At 62.2% G+C, this 18,814-nt stretch carries 19 protein-coding genes; 8 read left to right on the forward strand and 11 right to left on the reverse strand.

The annotated features are described in order from the left end of the window. From AC2FMD_RS01865 to coxB, 10 genes are all read right to left on the reverse strand, one after another. Positions 1-819: an MBL fold metallo-hydrolase gene (locus tag AC2FMD_RS01865; protein ID WP_496681447.1), complete on the reverse strand. Its 819-nt coding sequence runs from the start codon at positions 817-819 to the stop codon at positions 1-3. A 92-nt stretch (positions 820-911) separates the two neighbouring features. Continuing rightward, positions 912-1,496: a GNAT family N-acetyltransferase gene (locus tag AC2FMD_RS01870; RefSeq protein ID WP_496681444.1), complete on the reverse strand. Its 585-nt coding sequence runs from the start codon at positions 1,494-1,496 to the stop codon at positions 912-914. Further along, the gene (locus AC2FMD_RS01875; protein ID WP_496681442.1) at positions 1,496-2,758 is read right to left on the reverse strand and encodes a M16 family metallopeptidase; all 1,263 of its coding nucleotides are present in this window, start codon (positions 2,756-2,758) and stop codon (positions 1,496-1,498) included. The genes AC2FMD_RS01870 and AC2FMD_RS01875 overlap by 1 nt, the downstream gene beginning before the upstream one ends. Next, positions 2,755-4,143, reverse strand: coding sequence for a threonine synthase (gene thrC, locus AC2FMD_RS01880; RefSeq protein WP_496743381.1), 1,389 nt, complete (start codon positions 4,141-4,143; stop codon positions 2,755-2,757). Before thrC ends, AC2FMD_RS01875 begins: the two co-directional genes overlap by 4 nt. Then, complete coding sequence (locus AC2FMD_RS01885) at positions 4,140-4,817, reverse strand: SURF1 family protein (RefSeq protein ID WP_496743382.1); 678 nt, start codon at positions 4,815-4,817, stop codon at positions 4,140-4,142. The genes thrC and AC2FMD_RS01885 overlap by 4 nt, the downstream gene beginning before the upstream one ends. Positions 4,818-4,989: 172 nt before the next feature. Then, a complete protein-coding gene (locus AC2FMD_RS01890; RefSeq protein WP_496681436.1) occupies positions 4,990-5,805 on the reverse strand; it encodes a cytochrome c oxidase subunit 3 in 816 nt (271 codons plus the stop codon). 22 nt (positions 5,806-5,827) lie between these two features. Then, positions 5,828-6,403: a cytochrome c oxidase assembly protein gene (locus AC2FMD_RS01895; protein WP_496681434.1), complete on the reverse strand. Its 576-nt coding sequence runs from the start codon at positions 6,401-6,403 to the stop codon at positions 5,828-5,830. Further along, positions 6,403-6,564 carry a cytochrome c oxidase system small membrane protein gene (locus tag AC2FMD_RS01900; RefSeq protein ID WP_496743384.1) on the reverse strand — a complete coding sequence of 54 codons (162 nt, stop codon included), beginning with the start codon at positions 6,562-6,564 and terminating at the stop codon, positions 6,403-6,405. The genes AC2FMD_RS01895 and AC2FMD_RS01900 overlap by 1 nt, the downstream gene beginning before the upstream one ends. Next, on the reverse strand, positions 6,561-7,517 hold the full coding sequence (cyoE, locus tag AC2FMD_RS01905) for a heme o synthase (RefSeq protein WP_496743386.1): 957 nt from the start codon (positions 7,515-7,517) through the stop codon (positions 6,561-6,563). The genes AC2FMD_RS01900 and cyoE overlap by 4 nt, the downstream gene beginning before the upstream one ends. Before the next feature lie 82 nt (positions 7,518-7,599). Beyond that, entirely contained in the window at positions 7,600-8,511 is a 912-nt protein-coding gene (gene coxB / locus AC2FMD_RS01910) for a cytochrome c oxidase subunit II (protein ID WP_496681428.1), read from the reverse strand. A 176-nt stretch (positions 8,512-8,687) separates the two neighbouring features. Between coxB and tldD the strand changes: the two genes are divergently transcribed. From tldD to AC2FMD_RS01935, 5 genes are all read left to right on the forward strand, one after another. Continuing rightward, positions 8,688-10,109 carry a metalloprotease TldD gene (tldD, locus tag AC2FMD_RS01915; protein WP_496794589.1) on the forward strand — a complete coding sequence of 474 codons (1,422 nt, stop codon included), beginning with the start codon at positions 8,688-8,690 and terminating at the stop codon, positions 10,107-10,109. Positions 10,110-10,335: 226 nt separating this feature from the next. Continuing rightward, positions 10,336-11,472: a DNA-processing protein DprA gene (gene dprA, locus AC2FMD_RS01920; protein WP_496794590.1), complete on the forward strand. Its 1,137-nt coding sequence runs from the start codon at positions 10,336-10,338 to the stop codon at positions 11,470-11,472. A 144-nt stretch (positions 11,473-11,616) separates the two neighbouring features. Continuing rightward, a complete protein-coding gene (topA, locus tag AC2FMD_RS01925; protein ID WP_496743387.1) occupies positions 11,617-14,232 on the forward strand; it encodes a type I DNA topoisomerase in 2,616 nt (871 codons plus the stop codon). A 114-nt stretch (positions 14,233-14,346) separates the two neighbouring features. Next, on the forward strand, positions 14,347-15,051 hold the full coding sequence (locus tag AC2FMD_RS01930) for a CoA transferase subunit A (protein WP_040634234.1): 705 nt from the start codon (positions 14,347-14,349) through the stop codon (positions 15,049-15,051). Further along, complete coding sequence (locus tag AC2FMD_RS01935) at positions 15,051-15,677, forward strand: 3-oxoacid CoA-transferase subunit B (protein ID WP_490361858.1); 627 nt, start codon at positions 15,051-15,053, stop codon at positions 15,675-15,677. The genes AC2FMD_RS01930 and AC2FMD_RS01935 overlap by 1 nt, the downstream gene beginning before the upstream one ends. Before the next feature lie 49 nt (positions 15,678-15,726). Here AC2FMD_RS01935 and AC2FMD_RS01940 read toward each other — a convergent pair whose 3' ends face one another. Then, positions 15,727-16,593, reverse strand: coding sequence for a lytic transglycosylase domain-containing protein (locus AC2FMD_RS01940; RefSeq protein ID WP_496743389.1), 867 nt, complete (start codon positions 16,591-16,593; stop codon positions 15,727-15,729). 352 nt (positions 16,594-16,945) lie between these two features. Here AC2FMD_RS01940 and AC2FMD_RS01945 point away from each other — a divergent pair, with 352 nt between their 5' ends. The 3 genes from AC2FMD_RS01945 (at position 16,946) to cpaB (ending at position 18,766) form a co-directional block, all read left to right on the forward strand. Further along, on the forward strand, positions 16,946-17,188 hold the full coding sequence (locus AC2FMD_RS01945) for a Flp family type IVb pilin (protein ID WP_496681414.1): 243 nt from the start codon (positions 16,946-16,948) through the stop codon (positions 17,186-17,188). Positions 17,189-17,415: 227 nt separating this feature from the next. Beyond that, positions 17,416-17,652 carry a hypothetical protein gene (locus AC2FMD_RS01950; protein ID WP_496743391.1) on the forward strand — a complete coding sequence of 79 codons (237 nt, stop codon included), beginning with the start codon at positions 17,416-17,418 and terminating at the stop codon, positions 17,650-17,652. A gap of 232 nt (positions 17,653-17,884) precedes the next feature. After that, positions 17,885-18,766 carry a Flp pilus assembly protein CpaB gene (cpaB, locus tag AC2FMD_RS01955; RefSeq protein ID WP_496681410.1) on the forward strand — a complete coding sequence of 294 codons (882 nt, stop codon included), beginning with the start codon at positions 17,885-17,887 and terminating at the stop codon, positions 18,764-18,766. Positions 18,767-18,814: the final 48 nt, after the last annotated feature.

Genomic DNA, 18,814 nt, shown 5'->3' on the forward strand with positions numbered 1-18,814 from the left:
TTATTCCAGCTCCATCAAGTATCGCGGCTCGAGCACCACCACCGTCGGGCGGTCCGGCAAGGTCCGCAGCGATACTTCGATTTCCGAAACCCCGTCCCGGCGCACCGGAAAGTCGGATCGGATATCGGCCAGGAACCGGTCCAGCGAATATCCCGAGAACCAGTGCATCGGAATGATGACCGAGCTTTTCAGCCGTTGCAGGACCGAGATCATCTCGGGCAAGGGCATGGTCGTGCCCCCGTCCACCGCCGCCATGACCACGTCCAGCCGCCCCAAGGCCGCGAACTGTTCGTCGGATGGCACATGGTGCAGATGCCCCAGATGGCCGATGCACAGGCCTTCGACCTCGAACACGAAGATCGAGTTTCCGCGCTCTTCCACCCCGCCATACGCGGACCGAATATCGGTCGAAACGTTGCGCACCAGCAATTCGCCCAGATCGAGATGGTGTTCGATGCCCTGCCCGAACTCGCCCCACCCCGGCAGCACATGCGGTATGGCCGGATCGGGATAGGCGGTCCAATGGGTGTCATGGGCGTGGTTCATCGTCACGATGTCGGGGATCAGATCCGCACCGCCGATGAAGCCGGTATAGTCGGTCACCGCATTCAGCCCGCCCGGTGTCTGGATCAGAAAGGACGCATGCGCGACATAGCTGATCCGGACCGAAAATTCGGGCACCGGATCCTGCCACGCCGCCTTGTGCAGATATTGGATTCCGGGGGTGTTCTGGGCGATGGCGATGCAATGGCTCGGCCGACGCTCCTGCGCCGCCGCCGTCCCTGCCAGCAAGATCAGACCCGTCAAAATACTCCTCATGCCAGACAGTCTAGCGCATCCGGTACCCGAGTCACGTCGCGGGGCCAAGATTTCGGAAACAGTCCCGCCGGAACCAGCGCCGAACGGGCGGCCTAGCCCGCGTCCGTCCGCCCGCGCCGGTCCGATCGCAGCGACGCATAGAGCACATGCGTCCGCCAACGCCCGTTGATCTGCAGATAGGATTGCGCGACGCCCTCGTATTTGAAGCCCGAGCTTTCCAATAGCCCGCGAGAGGCGGCGTTTTCCGGCAGGCAGGCGGCCTCGATCCGGCTCAGGTCCAGGCGGGTAAAGGCGTAATGCACCACGGCGCCGATGGCCTCGCGCATATACCCCTGCCGGGCAAAAACCTGCCCGGTCCAATATCCCAGGGTTCCGGCCTGCGCCGGCCCCCGGCGGATGTTGTCCAGCGTGATGGCGCCCACCAGAACGTCGTCGGCGCGGCGGAACAGGAACAGCGGAACTGCCGTGCCATTGGCCACCGAGCGTTGCGCCCAGTAGACACGGTTGGTGAACGATTTGCGGGTCAGATGGTCCTTGGCCCAGATCGGCTCCCACGGGGTCAGATACTCGCGCGAGGCCAGCCGCAGCGCGGCCCAGTCGTTGAAGTCGGAATGCACGGGCGGGCGCAAGCTCAACCGCTCGGTCTCGAGTTTCAGCCTGCGTCTGCCCAACAGCATCACGCCGCGCGCCTCTCCTGCAACTGCTCGAGCGTCGGCGCACTACCGACCGGCCCATAAAGCGCCAGCGCCGCCGGTGCCTGAACCGCCATCTTCTCGGCAAAGGCGCGGACGTCTGCGGTGTTGACCGCGTCGATCTTGGCCACGGTTTCCTCGAGCGGTGGAACACGGCCCCAGATCTGCACCAGACGGGCCAGACGTTCGGCTCGGTTCGAGGGGCTTTCCAGCCCCATCAACATCCCGGCCTTCATCTGCGCCCGGGCGCGGGCAACCTCCTCGGCGCTCATGTCCTCGGCGGCGCGCTTCATCTCGTCGATGGTGATGGTGGCCAGCTCGCCCACCTGATCGGCCGAGGTTCCGGCATAGATCGTGGTCGTTCCCGTGTCGGCATAGGCGCCGGTCTGGGCAAAGATCGTATAGCACAGGCCGCGAGTCTCGCGCACTTCCTGGAACAGGCGCGAGGACATGCCGCCGCCCAGCGCGGTCGAATAGATCTGCGCGGTATAGATCTCGTCATCGCGATAGCCCGGGCTTTCCAGCGCCAACGCGAAATGCGCCTGCTCCAGCACCTTGTCCCGCCGCGCCTCGCCGCCGGTGAACCGGGCGGGCTCAGGCAGCAGCCCCTTGCGGGGTTGCAGATGGCCGAACATCTCTTCGGCCAGTTTCATCAGCTGGTCATGATCGACGGCGCCCGCCGCCGACAGGATCATCTGGTCGGGCGCATAGTGCTCGGCCACGAAGGCCGACAGGTCGTCGCGCGAAAAGGCGCTGACCCGTTCGGTCGGCCCCAGGATCGTGCGGCCCAGCGGCTGATCGCGATAGCTCTGTTCCTGCAGCCAGTCAAAGATCACGTCGTCGGGCGTGTCATGCGCCTGGCCGATCTCCTGCAGGATCACGCCGCGCTCAACCTCGATCTCGCGCGGGTCGAAGACGGGGTTCAGGACGATGTCGCCGACCACGTCCATCGCCAGCGCCACGTCATCCTTAAGCACCCGGGCGTAATAGGCCGTCACCTCGCGCGAGGTATAGGCGTTGATATAGCCGCCCACATCCTCGATCGCCTCGGCGATCTGCAGGGCCGAGCGCCGCTCGGTGCCCTTGAAGGCCATGTGCTCGAGGAAATGCGCGATGCCGTTCTGTTCGATCCGCTCGTGCCGCCCGCCGGCGGTCACCCAGATGCCGATGGCGGCCGATTGCAGCCCCGGCATCTGTTCGCTGACGATCCGAAAGCCGTTCGTTAGTTGGTCCAGTCTGACAGTCACTCAGCAATGTGCCTTTTGATATGATCCTCGATGGCGCCCAGATCGTTGGCGATGCGGGTCACCCGTTCCGGACGTTCATACAGATCGGACATGCGCGAGGGAAGAGGCGGATGCACACCGCTGGCCTGCTCGACCGCGGCGGGGAATTTCGCAGGGTGCGCGGTGGCCAGCGTGACCATCGGCACATCGGCGGCGCGGGTGTCCTCGGCCACCTTGATGCCCACGGCAGTGTGCGGGCAGACCAACTCGGCGCTGTGTTGCAGCGTGGATTTGATCGTGGCCAGCGTTTCCGCTTCGGACACACGACCCGAGTCGAAACTTTCGCGCAGAGCCTCCATCGCGCCTTGGCTGACGTGGAAGCCGCCCTGTTTCAACTCGTCCATCAACTGCGCCACGGCCCGCCCGTCTTCGCCATAGGCATAGTACAGCGCGCGTTCAAAGTTCGAGCTGACCTGAATGTCCATTGACGGGCTGATCGAGGGGATGGTGTCTCCCTTGAAATAGCCCTGCCCCGACAGGCAGCGATGCAGGATGTCGTTCTGGTTGGTCGCCACTACCAAACGGTCGATGGGCAGACCCATCCGCTTGGCGATATAGCCCGCGAAGATGTCGCCGAAATTGCCGGTGGGCACCGTGAAGCTGACCTTGCGGTGCGGCGCACCCAGGCTGGTCGCGGCCGAGAAATAATAGACCACCTGCGCCAGCACCCGGGCAAAGTTGATTGAGTTCACCCCCGCCAGCTTGACCCCGTCGCGGAAGTCGAAATCGTTGAACATGTCCTTCACGGCGGCCTGACAGTCGTCGAAATCGCCATCGACGGCCAGCGCGTGCACGTTGCTGTCGGCGGGGGTGGTCATCTGGCGGCGTTGCACCTCGGACACGCGGCCATACGGGAACAGGATGAACACATCGACCGCATCCAGCCCCCGAAACGCCTCGATCGCGGCCGATCCGGTATCACCGCTGGTGGCGCCCACGATGGTAACACGCTCGCCCCGCCGTTTCAGCGCCACCTGGAACAGCTGACCGATCAGCTGCATGGCGAAATCCTTGAAGGCCAGCGTGGGCCCGTGAAACAGTTCCAGCAGAAAGTGGTTCTCGTTCAGCTGCTTCAACGGCGCGCGGGCATCGTGACCGAACCCGGCATAGGCGCGTGCAATGATCTCTTTGAACTCGTCCCCGGCGAAAGAGCCGCTGACATACGGCCACATAACGCGGAACGCGATCTCTTCGTAGGGCAGCCCGGCCAGCGCGGCGATCTCGTCCTGGCTCAGAACCGGAATTTCGGCAGGCAGGTAAAGGCCACCGTCGCGGGCCAGACCGGTCAGCATCGCCTCTTCAAAGCTCAGTTCGGGCGCCTGCCCGCGGGTCGAAATGTATTTCATTGCGCGTCACTTTCTGATGGGGCGCGGCCGCGCCACAGGAAATATCCGGTCATTGCGGCCCAGACCAGCGCCAAACCGAACCATGTCACCGCGTATTGCAGATGGTCGTTGGGAATGCCCGCCGTATCCACCGGCAGCGGCGTGATGGCGGGATCGGTTTGGTTGCGGGCAACCAGAAGGATCGGCTCGGCCCCAAGCGCATCGGCCAGCGCGGGCACGTCGCGGGCAAACCAGATGTTGCCCGCCCGGTCCGGATCGGGAGTATAGCCGTCGATCTCATCCGGCCAATGCAGATTTCCGACAACCTGCATGGGTCCGGTCCGGCGCTCGGCCTGCTTGGCCGTTGTGGGGACAAAGCCCCGGTCCACCAGGATCGTGCGATCACCGGTTCGGAAGGGCGCGATGATCCGATAGCCCGGCCCGACCTGCTTGACCGAAACCAGTACATGGATTTCGCCGGGCAGCATCTCGCCTGAAACCTCGACGGGCAGATAACGGTCGGCATCGGGATCGAACGCCTCGGGCAGCGATACCGGATCGGCGGCGATCCGGGCTTCGATGTCGGCCAGAATGCCCTCTTTCCACGCCAGGCGCTGAACCTGCCAAGTGCCCAGAGACACAAGAACCGCCAGCCCGGCGAGCCCGAAAATCAGCAGAAACAGGATGCGGCGCATATCTAGCCCTTGTTGCGTGTCATACCGGCTCGGGGTCAAGCCGGCGTCTTGTTACGGTCTGTGCGCACGGAAATGCAACCGTGCAATTGTACGGGGCGCAATCCCCTGCGCCCCTGATCGAGAAAAAGCCGCCCCGAGGGGCGGCTTTTGCAATTCGACAGCCTCGCGGGCGTTACATCAGCGGTGCTTGGCCCCAGATGTAAACCGCGAAGAACAGGAACAGCCAGACGACGTCAACGAAATGCCAATACCAGGCAGCCGCCTCGAAGCCGATGTGTTTTTCCGGAGTGAAATCGCCCCGCATCGCACGGATCAGACAGACCGTCAGGAAGATGGTGCCGATGATCACATGTGCACCGTGGAAGCCGGTGGCCATGAAGAAGTTCGAATAGAACTGGTCGCCGCCGAATTCCCATCCTTCGTGGGCCAGCAGTTCAAAATATTCATAGGCCTGCAAAGCCGTAAAAACGACCCCAAGAAAGATGCCGATTGCCAGGCCCTGGACCAGTGCCTTGCGGTCATTTTCGTGCACCAGGGCGTGGTGTGCCCAGGTCACGGCACAACCCGACAGCAGCAGGATCAGCGTGTTGATCAGCGGCAGGTGGAACGGATCCACCGCGTGGATATCCGGCTGGACGTATTCAGTACCGGCATATTCGTACATCGGGTACATCCGATGCTTGAAGAACGACCAGAACCAGGCAAAGAAGAACATCACCTCGGACATGATGAACAGGATGAAGCCATAGCGTAGACCGATGCGCACGACCGGTGTATGGTCACCGGCGCGGCTTTCGGCCACCACGTCCGACCACCAGCCGAACATCGTGTACAGAACCGCCACAAGACCGGCCCAGAACACGAAGGACGTCACTCCGTGCATCCACAAGACGGCTCCGAACAGCATGACGAAGCCACCGATCGAGCCGATCAGCGGCCAGATCGACGGGGCCAGAATGTGGTAATCGTGGTTTTTTGCGTGTGCCATCAGCGTCCCTCACCTACAGGCGTTAGTTCGTGTTTGTTTCTGCCTGCGCATCAAGGGCGGCATAGCCCTCGGGCAGGTCGATTTCGTAGAATGTATACGACAGCGTGATCGTATGAACATACTGAGCTTCGGGGTCTTCCACCATTTCGGGGTCGACGAAGAAAGTTACGGGCATTTCGACCCGCTCACCGGGCTCCAGAACCTGCTCTTCAAAGCAGAAACAGGCGATTTTCTGGAAGTATCCTCCGGCGGAATAGGGCGTCACGTTGTACGATGCCTGTCCCGCAACTGGCTTGTTCGTCGGGTTGTACGCCTCGTAGAACGCCAGACCGGTCTCGCCGATACGCACCTTCATCTCGCGCTCGACGGGCTTGAACTCCCACGGCATGTCTTTGGCCTTGGACGCGTCGAAGCGAACGGTCACCACACGGTCGAGGATCTCATCAGGCGTGGCCTCAGCCACTCCGGTGGTGCCCCCGAACCCGGTGACCCGGCAGAACCAGTCGTAGAACGGCACAGCCGCCCAGGCCAGGCTGCCCATCAGAACAACCAGACCAACGGTCTGCGCAACGGTCTTCTGCGGTCCGGTCAAAGCCATCAGTTCTGAACCTCCTCGATGTCCACACCGAAATCGTTGCCCGAGACCTTGACGATGGTCAGGCCGAAGATGATCACGATGAACGCCGCCAACGTCAGCCCAACACCCACGTTGCGGCCGAACCGGCGTTGGTGAAGCTCATGGCTTTTGCGCAGGCTCATAACCAGCCTCCCAACCCGTAGGGTTTCAACAACGCCTCGGCGAGAATCGCGCCGAAATGCAGGAACAGGTACAGCAGCGACAGCTTGAAAAAGCTGCGCTCGACCTTGAAATTGTCCGCCTCGGCATCGTCTTCGGTGCGACGCGAGATGGCCCAGGCCCCCTGCAGGAACAGCGCGTTCAAAACTACGGCCACAGCCAAGTAAATCGGGCCACCGATGCCCGAGAAAGCGGTGCCCACGGCCAGCAGGGCCAGCAATGCGGTATAGACTAGGATATGGGTCCGTGTGGCGCGGCGTCCATGCGTCACTGTCAGCATCGGCACGCCCGCGTCGTCATAATCCGAGCGCATGAACAACGCCAGCGCCCAGAAATGCGGCGGTGTCCACATGAAGGTCAGGGCAAACATCAGCCACGGTTCGAGCGTCATCGAACCCGTGGCGGCAACCCAGCCAATCACCGGGGGAAACGCTCCCGCAGCGCCGCCGATCACGATATTCTGCGGTGTCAGGCGCTTGAGCCACATCGTGTAGATCACGACATAGAAAAAGATGGTAAAGGCAAGAAACGCGCCCGCGAACCAGTTGGTCGCCAAGCCCAGCATGATCACCGACAGGCCCGACAGGGCAAGGCCCAGCGCCATCGCCTCGCCGGGTTCGACCTTGCCCGACGGGATCGGACGACCCTTGGTGCGCTTCATTACCTTGTCGATATCCGCATCCCACCACATGTTCAGCGCACCCGAGGCGCCGCCGCCGATGGCGATGAACAGGATCGCGCAGAACCCGACGAAGGGGTGCACGGACACAGGTGCGGCCAGCAGCCCCACCAACGCGGTGAACACGACAAGCGACATCACCCGCGGCTTGAGCAGCGCGAAATAGTCGCCAAAGCCGGCCTCGTCCGCACGGGGTTGTGCGGCAAGTGTGCTGGCATTGATGCTCGCGTCGGTCATGACAGGTCCTTGTGGTGCGAAAGCTGCGCGAAACCCGCGCAGCCTGTCCTTGGTTTCGATCGGGCCTCAGGCCCTAAGGCGGTCAGTTCGCAGCTATCTGGAACGACGCGGGCAGGCCGGCATATTCTTCCTGCGCCGATTTCAGCCATTCCTCATAGGCTTCTTCGCTGACGACCTTGACGGTGATCGGCATGTAAGCGTGGTCCTTGCCGCACAGCTCGGAACACTGACCGAAATAAATGCCTTCCTTGTCGGCTTTGAACCACAGCTCGGCCAAGCGGCCCGGAATACCGTCCTGCTTGACGCCAAAGGCCGGAATCGTCCACGAATGGATTACGTCGGCCGCGGTGACCTGCATCACGACCACCTTGTTGACGGGCACCACGACGGCGGTGTCGGTGGCCAGCAGCCACTCATCCTCGCTGTAGCCGGCATCAGCCAGCTTGGCGCGCATCGCGTCATCCAGAACGAACGGCGTGACTTCGGCATCGGCCGGACGGGCGCTTTCGTCCAAGGTGGCAGGGTGCCCCAGCAGATAGCTGTCGAAGGCAAATTCGTGATCGACATACTCGTAGGTCCAGTACCACTGGTTGCCGGTCACCTTGATGACGACGTCGCCCTCGGGGATTTCCTGCTGCTTGAACAGAACCGGCAGCGAGAATGCCCCGATGAACACCAGAATCAGGATCGGGCCCAGAGTCCAAGCGATCTCGACCGGGGTGTAGTGCGAGAATCGCGCCGGCGTCGGGTTTGCACGCTGGTTGTAGCGCACGATGCAATAGACCAGCAGGCCTGCGACCAGCAGACAGATCGCGGTGATGATCACCAGAATCATGCCGTCAAGGCGTTGAATCCCTTCGGCCAGGCTGGTGGCCGCGGGCTGGAAACCCATGCCGCCGTCGACCGGCTTGCCGATGATCTCAAGGTCCTGAGCCATGGCGGGAAGGCTGGAGAGGGCTGCGAACACCCCCGAAAGCATCAAAGCATTCTTCATTTTCTGTCCTGATCGTTTGATCTTTGCGTCTCTGGCGAACAGGTGTGAATCGGTCACACCTCTCCCGTTGTCTTTGGCCGCGTTAAAAACCATATTCCGAGGGCTAGATAAAGCAAAATGCTTGCGTCAAACAGACGCTATTTTTGATCTGGATCAAATCCGAAAGGCCGCAACCAATGACTCACGCCCCGTTTCGCCCGTTCGAAACCGTTTTGCCGCAAGACGAGGCGCTGACCGTGCTGCGGTCGGCCACCGATGGCGCCGAGGACGGCGAACTGTTCGTCGAGCGCCGCAAGTCCGAATCTCTTGTCTTTGATGACGGTCGTCTGCGGTCGGCCTCGTACGATGCGTCCGAGGGGTTCGGCCTGCGGGCGGTTCAGGGTGAAGTAGCAGGATATGCCCATTCTACCGACGTATCCATCCCGGCATTGAAACGCGCGGCCGAAACCGCGCGGCTGGCCGTCGGGGATGGTGGAGGGACACTTGCCGACTCACCGCGAGCGACGAACAAGAACCTGTACACCGACGAGGACCCGATCGAATCCGCCAGCTTTCCGGTCAAGATCGAGACCCTGCGCCAGATCGACAGCTTCGCCCGCGACCTTGATCCGCGCGTTGTTCAGGTAAGCGCGGTGATTGCCGCATCGGTTCAGGAGATCGAGATCCTGCGCCCCGACGGAACCCTGGTGCGTGACGTGCGCCCGATGACGCGGGTCAATGTCTCGGTCATCGTCGAGCAGAACGGCCGCCGCGAGAGCGGATCGGCCGGCGGCGGCGGACGGGTCGGGCTCGACGGGCTGATTGATCCGGCCGATTGGCAGGACAAGGCCCGCGAAGCCTTGCGCATTGCTTTGGTCAACCTTGACGCCGTCCCAGCTCCGGCCGGCGTGATGGAAGTCGCACTGGGCCCCGGCTGGCCTGGCATCCTGTTGCACGAGGCGATCGGCCACGGCTTGGAAGGAGATTTCAACCGCAAGGGCAGTTCGGCCTTCGCCGGGCTGATGGGGCAGCGGATCGCCTCCAAGGGCGTGACCGTGGTGGATGACGGGACCATCCCCGATCGCCGGGGCTCGATCACCGTGGATGATGAGGGCACGCCCAGTTCGCGCACCGTGCTGATCGAGGACGGGATCCTGACCGGCTACATGCAGGACCGCCAGAATGCGCGCCTGATGGGGGTGACCCCCACCGGCAACGGACGGCGGCAAAGCTATGCGCACAAGCCAATGCCGCGCATGACCAATACGATCATGCTGGGCGGCGATGCCAACCCGGCGGATCTGGTTGCCGAGATCAAGGACGGCATCTGGGCCGTGGGTTTCGGCGGCGGCCAGGTCGACATCACAAACGGCAAGTTCGTGTTCAGCTGCACCGAGGCCTACCGGGTCGAGAACGGCAAGATCGGCGCCCCGGTCAAGGGCGCGACGCTGATCGGCGACGGCCCGTCGGCGCTGAAGCGTATCCGGGGTCTGGGCAATGACATGGCGTTGGATCCGGGTATGGGGACCTGTGGCAAGGACGGCCAATGGGTTCCGGTCGGCGTAGGCCAGCCCACCGTTTTGATGGATGGCCTTACCGTGGGCGGGTCTGCCGCCTGAGGCGAATCAATGTTGGAGCGGCCTCGGCTCGGTTAACCGGGGCCGCCCTTCCAAACATTTCGCACCCGCGCGGACGCCAGGCAGGAAAAAAATTTTTGTTATCTTTTCAATATTATATCGACAATCACGCCTGAAACACTCGCCTTAACTCCTAAAATTTTTCGAGATTCACGGGCTGTTAACCCGGCCAGCCGTAAACCAGTTCTGCAATCAGGCGGAGCCACGGATGACCGAAGAGCAGCAATCTTCCATTCACCCCCCACTCCCACCCACCACGGAAGAGGACCGGTTTTCTTGGCTTCGTCTGATGCGTTCGCGCAAGGTCGGCCCGGCCACGTTCCGGCGCCTGCTGCACGAACATGGCTCGGCGCAGAATGCGCTGGCCGCGCTGCCGGAAGTGGCACGCGCTGCCGGAGTCAAAGGGTATGAAACATGCCCACCCGGCGTGATCGAGGCAGAGCTCAAGGCCGCAAAAGCCGCCAAAGCGCGGCTTTTGTGCCTTGGCTCGGCTGACTACCCCTCAATGCTGGCGGACTTGTCCGATGCGCCCCCCCTGCTTTGGGCAATTGGGGATACGTCAATCCTGCATCGGAAGATGATTGCCCTTGTCGGGGCTCGGAACTGTTCGTCGTTGGGCGCACGGATGGCCCGCGCACTGGCAGGCGGGCTGGGCGCACAAGGCTATGTCGTAGTTTCGGGGTTGGCGCGGGGAATCGATACCGCTGCCCACAAGGCCGCGTTGGAATCTGGAACGGTCGCAGTGATGGCCGGTGGTGTCGACGTCATCTATCCGGCCGAGAACACGGATTTGGCCCGCGATATAGCGCTGCGGGGTCTGCGCCTGTCCGAACAGCCCATGGGCGTCACCCCGCAAGCCCGGCATTTTCCCCGTCGCAACCGGATCATCTCGGGCCTGGCGCAGGCGGTGGTGGTGGTCGAAGCCGCTGCCAAATCCGGCAGTCTGATCACTGCGCGCGACGCTCTGGACCAGGGGCGCGACGTGTTGGCCGTGCCGGGCCATCCGTTCGACGCGCGCGCGGCGGGGTGCAACCTGTTGATCCGCGAAGGCGCCACGCTGGTGCGATCGGTCGACGACGTGATCGAAGCCCTGCCTCCACAGACGACCGATCTGTTCGATGCGTCCGCTGCCCCGCAGCCCGCTCCGGATCACGTGCATCCGATTTCGACCGATGACTTGCAGGGCATGATCCTGTCGCGCCTTGGTCCTTCGCCGGTGGCCGAAGACCAACTGATCCGGGACGTGCAGGTTCCGGCCAGCGCCGTCGGCCCGATTCTGGTCGAACTGGAGCTGGCGGGGCGCATCCAAAGACAGGCGGGCGGGCTGTTGTCTCTGGCCGTCTGACCCGGGTTCGATTTGTCGTTTCACCGGCTCGCAGCGCACCGGAATTCGGACGCGCAATACAGTGCATTGACAAATCCGCCTTGCCCTCCACATCTTGCACGGCCATACATGCCGCCCAATCCGTCGAGCGAGGTTTTAGACTAAATGCCTGTAGTTGTTGTAGAATCCCCGGCCAAGGCAAAAACGATCAACAAATATCTCGGCCCCGACTACACGGTTCTGGCTTCGTACGGCCATGTTCGCGACCTGCCTCCGAAAGACGGATCGGTCGATCCGGACCACGATTTTTCCATGAAATGGGAGGTCGCCGCCGATAGCCGCAAACACGTCAAGGCCATCGCGGATGCGCTCAAGGATGACAACGCGCTGATCCTGGCCACCGACCCCGACCGCGAGGGCGAGGCGATCAGCTGGCACCTGCAAGAGGCGCTGACCAAGCGCCGCTCGATCAAGAAGGACACCGAGGTTCGGCGCGTGACCTTCAACGCCATCACCAAGGATGCGGTGACCAAGGCGATGCAGAACCCGCGCGAGGTCGACATGCCTCTGGTCGAGGCCTATCTGGCCCGGCGCGCACTGGACTATCTGGTCGGCTTCAACCTGTCGCCGGTTCTATGGCGCAAGCTGCCCGGCGCGAAATCGGCCGGACGCGTGCAATCGGTCTGCCTGCGCCTGATCGTCGAGCGCGAGATGGAGATCGAGGCGTTCAAGCCCGTCGAATACTGGTCGGTCAAGGCGCTGTTCGAAACGCCGCGCGGCCAAACCTATGAGGCGCGGCTGGTCACGCTGGCCGGCAAGAAGCTGGACAAGCATGACATCGCCAACGCCACCCAGGCCGAACTGGCAGTGCAGGCCATCACCAGCCGCGCGCTGAGCGTGACCTCGGTCGAGGCCAAGCCGGCCGCGCGCAACCCCAGCGCTCCGTTCATGACCTCGACCCTGCAGCAGGAAGCCAGCCGCAAGTTCGGTATGGGCGCGCGCCACACGATGCAGGTGGCCCAGCGTTTGTACGAGGCCGGGCACATTACCTATATGCGAACCGACGGCATCGACATGGCGCCCGAGGCCGTCGCGGCCACGCGGGACGCGATCAAGGACCGGTTCGGTGCCGAATACGTGCCGGACAGCCCGCGCATGTACAAGAACAAGGCCAAGAACGCGCAGGAAGCGCACGAATGCATCCGGCCCACGGACATGACCAAGGACGCCGCCGCCTTGAAACTGTCGGATGACGATCAGCGCAAGCTGTACGATCTGATCTGGAAACGCACGATCGCCTGCCAGATGGCCGCTGCGCGGCTGGAACGCACCACCGTCGAAATCGGCAGCGATGACGGTCAGGTCGGCCTGCGCGCCACCGGTCAGGTCGTGCTATTCGACGGCTTCATGCGCGTCTACGAGGAAGGCCGCGACGATGTCGAGGACGAGGATGACAAGCGTCTGCCCCAGATCATGCAGGGTGATCCGGCGCGCTTTGCCAAGACCACGCTGAAGGATCAGTTTGACAAGGCCACCGCCGACGGCGCGGACAAGAAGGCCATCCTGTCGGACAACCAAGCAGTTCTGGCGCTGCAACACCACACCCAGCCGCCGCCGCGCTATACCGAGGCGACCCTGGTCAAACGGATGGAAGAACTGGGTATCGGGCGACCCTCGACCTATGCCTCGATCGTCACCACGATTCAGGACCGCGGTTACGTGCGCAAGGACAAGAACCGCCTGATCCCCGAGGAAAAGGGCCGGATCGTCACGATCTTCTTGCTGAATTTCTTCCGTCAGTATGTGGGGTATGAATTCACCGCCAACCTCGAAGAGCAGCTGGACGAGGTGAGCGCCGGCGCCCGCGACTACAAGGACCTGCTATCCAAGTTCTGGCGCGATTTCTCGGCCGCGATCGCCGAGACGTCCGAGTTGCGGATTTCAGAAGTGCTCGACAAGCTGGACGAGGCGCTGGCCCCGCAGCTGTACCCCCCGCGCGAGGATGGCTCGGATCCGCGCATCTGCCCCAAATGCGGGGTCGGACGGCTGCACCTGAAAACCTCGCGGACCGGCGGATTCGTGGGCTGCGGGAACTATCCCGAATGCACCTATACCCGCCCCATCGCCGGTGAAGGCGCCGAGGGCGAGGAACGTCTGCTGGGCATGGATGGCGAAGATGAGATCTGGCTGAAATCCGGACGCTTCGGCCCCTATGTCCAGCGCGGCGAAGCCACGCCCGAGAACAAGAAACCGCCGCGCGCCTCTTTGCCGAAGGGCTGGAACAAGGATGCCATGGACCTTGAGAAGGCGCTGACCCTTCTGAGCCTGCCGCGCGAGATTGGCGAACACCCCGAGGGCGGTATGATCAGCGCCAATTTCGGGCGCTTCGGTCCCTATATCATGCACCAGCTACCGGACGAGGCGAAGCCGGTCTACGCCAATCTCAAGGATCCCAACGACGTGTTCGAAATCGGCATGAACCGGGCCGTCGAACTGTTGGCGGAAAAGCGCGCCAACCCCGGGCGGCGGGGACGGGCTGCGGCCAAACCGCTGAAGGAACTGGGCGAGCATCCCGATGGCGGCGCGATCCAGGTTCTGGACGGGCGCTATGGGCCTTATGTGAAGTGGGAAAAGGTCAACGCGACCCTGCCCAAGGACATCAAGCCCGAGGACGTTACGCCCGAAATGGCGGTGGAACTGGTCAATGAGAAGGCGGCCAAGAAAGGCACCCGCAAAAAGGCCGCGCCCAAGAAGAAAGCCACCAAGAAGAAAGCCAGCTGATCCAGGCCCCCGCGGGCGGTTAGGTAGAAATACCACCCGCCCGCAGGTTTCATTGACTTCCCAATGACGTGGCGGCACAACCTGCCCATCACCATGTCATTGGGGGAGTTTTCCATGAAGAAAGTCTATGCCAATGCCACCGAGGCCCTCGATGGGATACTTCGGGATGGCATGCTGATCGCGGCCGGCGGGTTCGGCCTGTGCGGCATTCCCGAATTGCTGCTGCAGGCGATCAAGGAGTCGGGCGTGAAGGATCTGACCTTTGCCTCGAACAACGCAGGCGTCGACGATTTCGGCATCGGCATTCTGCTGCAGACGCGGCAGGTCAAGAAGATGATCAGCTCGTATGTCGGTGAGAACGCCGAATTCATGCGCCAGTACCTGTCGGGCGAGCTTGAGCTGGAATTCACCCCACAAGGTACCTTGGCCGAGCGCATGCGCGCCGGCGGCGCGGGTATCCCGGGCTTCTATACCAAGACCGGCGTCGGCACCGTGATCGCCGAGGGCAAGGAGCACAAGGAGTTCAACGGCGAGACCTACATCCTCGAGGAGGGGATCTTTGCCGATCTGGCCATCGTCAAGGCATGGAAAGCCGACGACACCGGCAACTTGGTGTTCCGCAAGACCGCCCGCAACTTCAACGTGCCGGCGGCGACCTGCGGCAAGATCTGCGTGGCCGAGGTCGAAGAGATCGTGCCGCGCGGTTCGCTGGATCCCGACTGCATCCACCTGCCCGGCATCTATGTGCACCGGGTCATTCAAGGTCAGCACGAAAAGCGCATCGAACAGCGCACCACCCGCAAGAAGGAGGAAGCGTAATGCCTTGGGATCGCAATCAGATGGCCGCGCGTGCGGCCGAGGAACTGGAAGACGGCATGTATGTGAACCTCGGCATCGGAATTCCGACGCTGGTGGCGAACTATGTGGGCGACAAGGACATCACCCTGCAATCGGAAAACGGCATGCTGGGCATGGGCCCCTTCCCCTATGAGGGCGAAGAAGACCCCGACCTGATCAACGCTGGCAAGCAGACCATCACCGAACTGCCCCGCACCGCCTATTTCGACAGCGCCACGTCTTTTGCCATGATCCGCGGCGGCAAGATCGCGGCGGCGATTTTGGGCGCGATGGAGGTCGACGAGAAGGGCGATCTGGCCAACTGGATGATTCCGGGCAAGCTGGTCAAGGGCATGGGCGGCGCGATGGACCTGGTGGCCGGGGTCGGACGGGTCATCGTGGTGATGGACCACACCAACAAGCACGGCGACAGCAAGGTGCTGAAGGAATGCACCCTGCCGCTGACCGGCAAGGGCGTGGTTGACCGCATCATCACCAACCTGGGCGTGCTGGACGTCGTCGAAGGCGGCCTGAAGATCGTAGAACTGGCCGATGGCGTCACCGAAGAAGACATGCGCGCGGCGACCGAGGCGACCATCGTCGCTTGACCCGGTTGGCGTTGGGAATTGAAAAGGCCCGCGATTGCGCGGGCCTTTTTCACTTCATGGTCTGAAACACGCAACCGTCGGAAACAAGATCGGGAGGTGTGGCGCACAAGGCGCGGGCGACCTGGAACGCCGCCAGCACCTTGGGCACATAGTCGCGGGTTTCAGCGTAAGGCGGCACGCCATTGTGTTTGCGCACTGCGCCCTCCCCCGCGTTGTAACCGGCCAGCACGAGGATCGGATCGCTCCCGAACTCTCCCATCAACCAGTCGAGATATTTCACGCCACCGGCAATGTTCTGCTCCGGCAGCATGCTGTCGGTCACCCCGAACCGCTTGGCGGTGGCGGGCATCAGCTGCATCAAACCCTGCGCCCCGGCCGAGCTGACGGCCGTCTCGCGTCCGCCGGACTCCACCGACATCACCGCCAGCACCAGAGCGGGCGATACCTTGGTGCCCACGGTCGAGCGCAGGATATCCACGCCGCGCTGCTCGACGATGCGCTGCAGTGTTTGAAGCCGCGGCGAAGCGACCCCGACCGTTGCCAGCGCCTGAAGCGCTGGATCCAGCCTTCCCGGACCAGCCTGGGCCATGTCAGGCGAAATCCTCGCCCAGAAGGCCTTGTATGCACCTTCGGGCGTTTTCTCGGGCTGGATCTGCGGAAGGTTGGCCGCCGGTACTTTGGTGCGGGCAATGATGTCGGGCACGACAAGCGTGGCGCCCGTGCTGGGGGCCGATGGCGCCTTGGCATGTTCCTCGGCCGATATCTGGACGGTGACATGCGGACGCGTGCCCGGCTTGGGCGCCTTGATCCGTTTGTAGACGCCGCGCGGTTCGATATCGGTGGCCTGGGCCGGTGCAACGAAAGCTGCTGCAAACGCCAAAACGCCGGCGCATGTCAGTACGCTCGGGATTCTCATCTTACCTGCCTCATCTTCTTTTGGCGTTGATTTGTTACGCGAATCCGCGCTGCGGGCCAGAAAAACCACATGAATTGGGGCGTTTTTGCCTCATTTGCCGCAATTTTGCATCGGAACGCGCCCCACCCCGAAGATATGAGGAATTTTTTTTTGTTACACTTCAATGTGTTCCAAGAAAAATGACTAAAAAGTTAAGCACGCGGAAGAAAATCATCTGTTTGGCCCAAATCCTGCCATGCGGGCAGGGCAAACATAATGCCATACCGAGACGGTCATGAGCAGACTGAGAGAGGACGCTCTGGAAAGACCCCGAGGTTTTATTAGCTTAGTGATCCTTTAGGAGGGACGTAACATGATCAAGCTCTTCAAGAAATTCCGCAACGACGAAAGCGGCGCCGTGACTGTTGACTGGGTCGTTCTGACCGCGGCCGTCGTGGGCCTGGGCACCGTTGCCTACACGCAGATCTCGGGCGGCGCGACCGGCCTGGCCACCAACGTGAACAGCGCTCTGAGCGGTGCAACCGTTTCGACCGGCACCAACGCCGGCGCAGCCGGTGGTATCACCACCGCAGGCACCGGCACCGGCGGCAGCTAAGCCCCGAAACATGCATTCTGGGCCGCGCCAAACTGGCGCGGCCTTTTTTTTAACCAAAACGTAGGACTTCGTGTGTTGAACCGAGCATAGTTCCCCGCCCGGCCAACCTGCTGTCCGCCATGGACGGGCAGCCGGGTTGCACGAGGAGACGAAAGCAACGGTATGGTCGGCACCTGCTGCGCGGTTCGCGCAAGACACGGGACGCCGACGGTTAAGGGGTATACACAATGATCCGCTTTGCAAAAAAATTCATTTGCAACGAAGGCGGCGCTGTCACAGTTGATTGGGTTGTCGTAACCGCGCTGGTCGTTGGACTGTCGATGGTGACCTATCTGGTCATTCAAACGGCCACCACCAACATGGGGGGCAACGTTGATACCGCGTTGAGCGGTTCAACCGTCAGTACTGGCACCAGCGCTGGAGAGAACGGCGGCATCGTGACCGCGGGCACCAGCGGAAGTTGAGGCCTCGAAACACTTCCCGGGTGAGTCTCGGGCATTGCCAAGGTTGACCAGACAGAATTTCGCGCGGCGCTTTGCTGCGCGGGGACGTCACTTGGAGCGTTTCCCCAACAACCCTGGCGAAAATCCGGAATTTGTCCCACATTTCGACACAATTCCGATTTATCAAATATGCTGTTTCAATGTCTTGTTTGGGCCGATACACGTGCGACCAACAAAATAAAGAGGTGAACGCATGCGAGCTGTTTTTGGACTTGTCCTGATCATCGGGGTCGCCCTAGCTGGTGGCGCGGTGTACATGGCCCGAAATTACATTGCCGAGTATCAAAACGCACTGGCCCGGGAAAAACAGGCGGCTCAAGAGGCGCTCGCGAATGCCAAAGTCAACGTGGTGCCAACCGTGGGCGTCATCGTCTCGACTCGCAAACTGAAATATGGTGAACCGCTGACCACCGAGGATGTGCGCGTGGTCGAATGGCCCGAAAACGCGATTCCCGAAGGCACGTTCACCGACATGACCGCGCTGTTCCCCGAAACGGGCCAGAACGAGCGGTTCGTTTTGCGTGCGATGGAAAAGGACGAGGCCATCATGGCGGTGAAGATCACCAAACCGGGTGAACCAGCCGGCCTGACCTCGTTGCTGGAAAAGGGCAAACGCGCCTTTGCCATCAGTGTGGACGTGGCCTCGGGCGTTTCGGGCTTCCTGCGCCCCGGTGATGTGGTCGATGTGTACTGGACCGGGTCGTTGCGGGGCGCGGTCGAGGGCGCGAACGGCGAGATCACGCGCCTGATCCAGCCGAATATCGAATTGATAGCCGTGGACCAGACGGCCGGTTCCGACGTGACGGGCACGACCATTGCCCGAACGGTGACGGTGGCCGCCACCCCCGAACAGATCGCGGCACTGGCACAGGCGCAGAACACCGGGCGGCTGTCGCTGGCTTTGGTGGGCGTACAGGATGAAACCGTCGCAAGCGCCATCGAAATGGACCAGCGTAAGCTGTTGGGCATCAAGGAGAGCGCACCTGCTCCGGTCAAGCAAGAGGAGAAGGTCTGCACCATTCGGACCCGCCGGGGCGATCAGATCGTAGAGACGCCGATCCCCTGCACAAACTGACGCTTGCTCAATAGCTTGCCAGCCAAATTCGGAATGAAGCCGCGCTTT

Source organism: Ruegeria sp. BHSC276 (assembly GCF_059612945.1).

What these genes read in the sequence shown, in the direction of transcription:
- AC2FMD_RS01865 (WP_496681447.1), bottom strand. Translation starts at nt 819, where the DNA reads ATGAGGAGTATTTTGACGGGTCTGATCTTGCTGGCAGGGACGGCGGCG.
- AC2FMD_RS01870 (WP_496681444.1), bottom strand. Translation starts at nt 1,496, where the DNA reads ATGCTGTTGGGCAGACGCAGGCTGAAACTCGAGACCGAGCGGTTGAGC.
- thrC (WP_496743381.1), bottom strand. Translation starts at nt 4,143, where the DNA reads ATGAAATACATTTCGACCCGCGGGCAGGCGCCCGAACTGAGCTTTGAA.
- AC2FMD_RS01885 (WP_496743382.1), bottom strand. Translation starts at nt 4,817, where the DNA reads ATGCGCCGCATCCTGTTTCTGCTGATTTTCGGGCTCGCCGGGCTGGCG.
- AC2FMD_RS01890 (WP_496681436.1), bottom strand. Translation starts at nt 5,805, where the DNA reads ATGGCACACGCAAAAAACCACGATTACCACATTCTGGCCCCGTCGATC.
- AC2FMD_RS01895 (WP_496681434.1), bottom strand. Translation starts at nt 6,403, where the DNA reads ATGGCTTTGACCGGACCGCAGAAGACCGTTGCGCAGACCGTTGGTCTG.
- AC2FMD_RS01900 (WP_496743384.1), bottom strand. Translation starts at nt 6,564, where the DNA reads ATGAGCCTGCGCAAAAGCCATGAGCTTCACCAACGCCGGTTCGGCCGC.
- cyoE (WP_496743386.1), bottom strand. Translation starts at nt 7,517, where the DNA reads ATGACCGACGCGAGCATCAATGCCAGCACACTTGCCGCACAACCCCGT.
- coxB (WP_496681428.1), bottom strand. Translation starts at nt 8,511, where the DNA reads ATGAAGAATGCTTTGATGCTTTCGGGGGTGTTCGCAGCCCTCTCCAGC.
- tldD (WP_496794589.1), top strand. Translation starts at nt 8,688, where the DNA reads ATGACTCACGCCCCGTTTCGCCCGTTCGAAACCGTTTTGCCGCAAGAC.
- dprA (WP_496794590.1), top strand. Translation starts at nt 10,336, where the DNA reads ATGACCGAAGAGCAGCAATCTTCCATTCACCCCCCACTCCCACCCACC.
- topA (WP_496743387.1), top strand. Translation starts at nt 11,617, where the DNA reads ATGCCTGTAGTTGTTGTAGAATCCCCGGCCAAGGCAAAAACGATCAAC.
- AC2FMD_RS01930 (WP_040634234.1), top strand. Translation starts at nt 14,347, where the DNA reads ATGAAGAAAGTCTATGCCAATGCCACCGAGGCCCTCGATGGGATACTT.
- AC2FMD_RS01935 (WP_490361858.1), top strand. Translation starts at nt 15,051, where the DNA reads ATGCCTTGGGATCGCAATCAGATGGCCGCGCGTGCGGCCGAGGAACTG.
- AC2FMD_RS01940 (WP_496743389.1), bottom strand. Translation starts at nt 16,593, where the DNA reads ATGAGAATCCCGAGCGTACTGACATGCGCCGGCGTTTTGGCGTTTGCA.
- AC2FMD_RS01945 (WP_496681414.1), top strand. Translation starts at nt 16,946, where the DNA reads ATGATCAAGCTCTTCAAGAAATTCCGCAACGACGAAAGCGGCGCCGTG.
- AC2FMD_RS01950 (WP_496743391.1), top strand. Translation starts at nt 17,416, where the DNA reads ATGATCCGCTTTGCAAAAAAATTCATTTGCAACGAAGGCGGCGCTGTC.
- cpaB (WP_496681410.1), top strand. Translation starts at nt 17,885, where the DNA reads ATGCGAGCTGTTTTTGGACTTGTCCTGATCATCGGGGTCGCCCTAGCT.